Genomic DNA, 2,771 nt, shown 5'->3' with positions numbered 1-2,771 from the left:
GGGCTATTCGTACTGGCCGGTCTTGGATGTGCGGTTTCTGCAATTTCTCTGAGTGATCTGCCAATTCTTACCGGTCTTGTGATAGGAAGTTCTACAGGTCCTGAAATTGGTTCCAGTCTGTCATTATCTTCGAGTACACATATTGTCACCTCTGCAACTCCTTCAACCGGAACTTCTTCGGGAAACTCAGCGGGTCAGCAGAGCGTGAGTTCGGATCCTATAATTCCGGAGCAGTGGCAGCCGGGAGTCAGAGAAGGGATCTATTATGATCCCCTTTCAAAAACATCGTGGGTCTATGATCGAATATTAAAAAAATTCTTCTGCCCCGATAAAGGATGGATACTTATCGGTCAGTATACTTCCGGATCCAATCCACGTCTCTTAAACCAGTTTTATTATGATCCAAAAGATGTTGTATTCTACGCGATTAAAACCGGTGAGAAGATCTCTATTGATCAAAATGGAGTATTTGATCCCTCATCATCTGCATCAACAATAACTCCAAAGCCGACGGTTATACCCCAGCAGACTTCATCGGCTACAACTCTGATGAGTTCACATATAAGTAGCAGTACGGTTGCCAATAATGAACAGAATGCTGATCCCTGTCTCGTATCGTGCTCTGAATGTCCGGGAGGATCGTGCAGGGATTGTAATCACAACGGGGTTTGTGACGCGAGTGAAGAGTCTACCTCAACATCATCTCCAACTACTACGTCACAACCATCAGGTGAATATGGACTCAGCGAAGCACCACAAATGGAAATTCTCCCCCAGATGGTAGAAATCCCAGGATGTGATTTCGTAAGTTGCCCGACCTGTGTAGGAAAAGTCTGCTATGATTGCAATGCGGATAAGAAATGTGATGAACCCCAACCTTCTCCATAATAAAGGATGGAGCATACCCAGTACTATGCCAAAACCATATGACTGCATACAATCCGGATTTTTTTTCATTATGAAACTCCGGATTTGTCCTTTTAGAGAGAACTGCTGATCCTCTTCTTATCTGTATGTTATTTTCTGTCTATACCCCATATCTCCATTTTTAAATTCAAAAGATATCTGCAATGTATTGAGAGAAAACGAATAGAATCCGGTTGCATTCTGTTTTAAGATGCTGAAATCTCAAAAAAAGGTTATGTTTCTGTGATCGGGTTGGTATCAACCGGATTAGAAACAAGCTTGTCTGAAGTCTGTTTTTCATCAACAGTCCAGTCAAGTTTGGGCATATCCTGAAGAGCAGCATCCTCTTCTGAAGTCAGGTTTGCCCGAATCTTAATTCCATTGAATGGTCCCCAGGTTCCATCTGAATATGCATATACACCACTCAATGCGGTGCTGTTCTCAAAGGTAATCTGGACTGCACCAGCCTGGTAAGGCGGCCTGTACTCAGGAGCCTGCCACCAGAATCCATCCATTACTGGAGAACCGTTGGATGAGAAGTTACCCTGCATATATCCATCTTTGTCATTTACCTGATATGATGCCCTGATAATATCGTCCCCAGTAAGTCGGATTGTAAGGTTTCCTAGCAGATCGGTCTTCCATACTCCAGATACATCAGCGATTTGAGTTCCATTCGCTGCAAAACTGGTAAAAAAACTGGAGCGCTGGTACGAACTAAAATAATCGCTGTATAATCCTCCAAAATATCCGGGCATCCCTCCTCCTGACGCAATGGTCTGTGAGGAACTCTGTTGCATAAAGCTCCCTCCACCCCACGGATTCCAGTAGGATGACTGTTGGAAACTACTCGACTGCGACCACCAATAGGCAGATACTCCGCCGGCAGTCATTACGATGACAAGCATCGCAATTCCAATACGTACCCACAACCGTTTCATACTCGATACATATCACAATTTTATAAAAATATATGGGTGTGATCATCATTTGGTTCTCTGGGAATAAGCTTCTAATGCCTCTGTTTTTCTCCCTAGCGCATTATATGCATTACCCAGATTTGTCCATGCCACATCATAAGAATTATCAATCTGAATGGCATTCTGATACGCTTTTATCGCTCCTTCGTAGTCACCTAATAGCGAAAGAGTATATCCTTTATTATTCCATGTGAACGCATTTCCCGGATCCAGTGTTAATGCCTTGCCATAATAAAGAATTGCCTGATCATATCGCATTGCGCGCGTCTCGAGATTTCCGGCTTTCACCCATGCATCAGTGAGAGAGGGATTGATTGTGGTGGCCTGAAGATATAATTTCAATGCCTCCTCACTCTTCCCGGTTTTATCAAAAGCAAATGCAAGATTGATGAGACTGTGGGTGTCGCCTTCGTCTATAGCAAGTGCTTTTTGATATGCTTCCTCTGCCTGCTCATAGTCGGTGAGTTCAAGCAGGTAAATATCTCCGAGTGTATACCACAGGATGATCGACTCAGGATACAACTTCAGTGCATAATTCAGTGTTGCAATAGCCTCATCATTCTTTTTTAATTTAGACAGGGCAAGTACCTTTACTCTCCAGGCTTGAAATTTTGTTGGAGACAGGGCAATGGCTTTGTCCATCGTTGTAATGGTTGCTTCATATTCTCCTTTTCCAAAGAGTGCCAGACCTTCGGTAACGAGATCTTCAGCATTTGAGGGTTCCACCACCAGTTCTGAACTTTCGATATCAATGGGTGTTACCGTCTTTTTGGACGACTTCAGGGGTAGTTCATCGATAACTGATGGCAAAACGGTATAAGAAGCATCACAGATCCCATCATTGTCTATGTCAGAACAGGTCTGTGAGTAGCCGGTTCCATTGGT

The 2,771-nt window shown here is 43.6% G+C and carries 3 protein-coding genes; 1 reads left to right on the top strand and 2 read right to left on the bottom strand.

Annotated features, from left to right (window positions below):
• Nucleotides 1-888 (top strand): hypothetical protein (locus LUQ50_RS14105; protein ID WP_300040765.1); only part of this gene is annotated, 888 nt, incomplete at its 5' end.
• Between the two features lie 251 nt (nt 889-1,139).
• Here the strand turns inward: LUQ50_RS14105 and LUQ50_RS14100 are convergent.
• Together LUQ50_RS14100 and LUQ50_RS14095 are read right to left on the bottom strand one after the other, a co-directional pair.
• The gene (locus LUQ50_RS14100) at nt 1,140-1,847 is read right to left on the bottom strand and encodes a hypothetical protein (RefSeq protein ID WP_300040763.1); all 708 of its coding nucleotides are present in this window, start codon (nt 1,845-1,847) and stop codon (nt 1,140-1,142) included.
• A gap of 45 nt (nt 1,848-1,892) precedes the next feature.
• On the bottom strand, nt 1,893-2,771 hold an 879-nt coding region (locus LUQ50_RS14095), incomplete at its 5' end, for a tetratricopeptide repeat protein (protein WP_300040761.1).

Origin of the sequence: Methanospirillum sp. (assembly GCF_028679455.1) — an archaeon.
In the GTDB taxonomy this organism is placed as follows: domain Archaea; phylum Halobacteriota; class Methanomicrobia; order Methanomicrobiales; family Methanospirillaceae; genus Methanospirillum.
The sequence above is the reverse complement of the archived record's forward strand: the minus strand, read 5'-3'. Positions and strand labels throughout refer to the sequence as shown.

Excerpts from the sequence above, each read along its gene's own strand:
- LUQ50_RS14100 (WP_300040763.1), bottom strand. The coding sequence starts at position 1,847 with ATGAAACGGTTGTGGGTACGTATTGGAATTGCGATGCTTGTCATCGTA.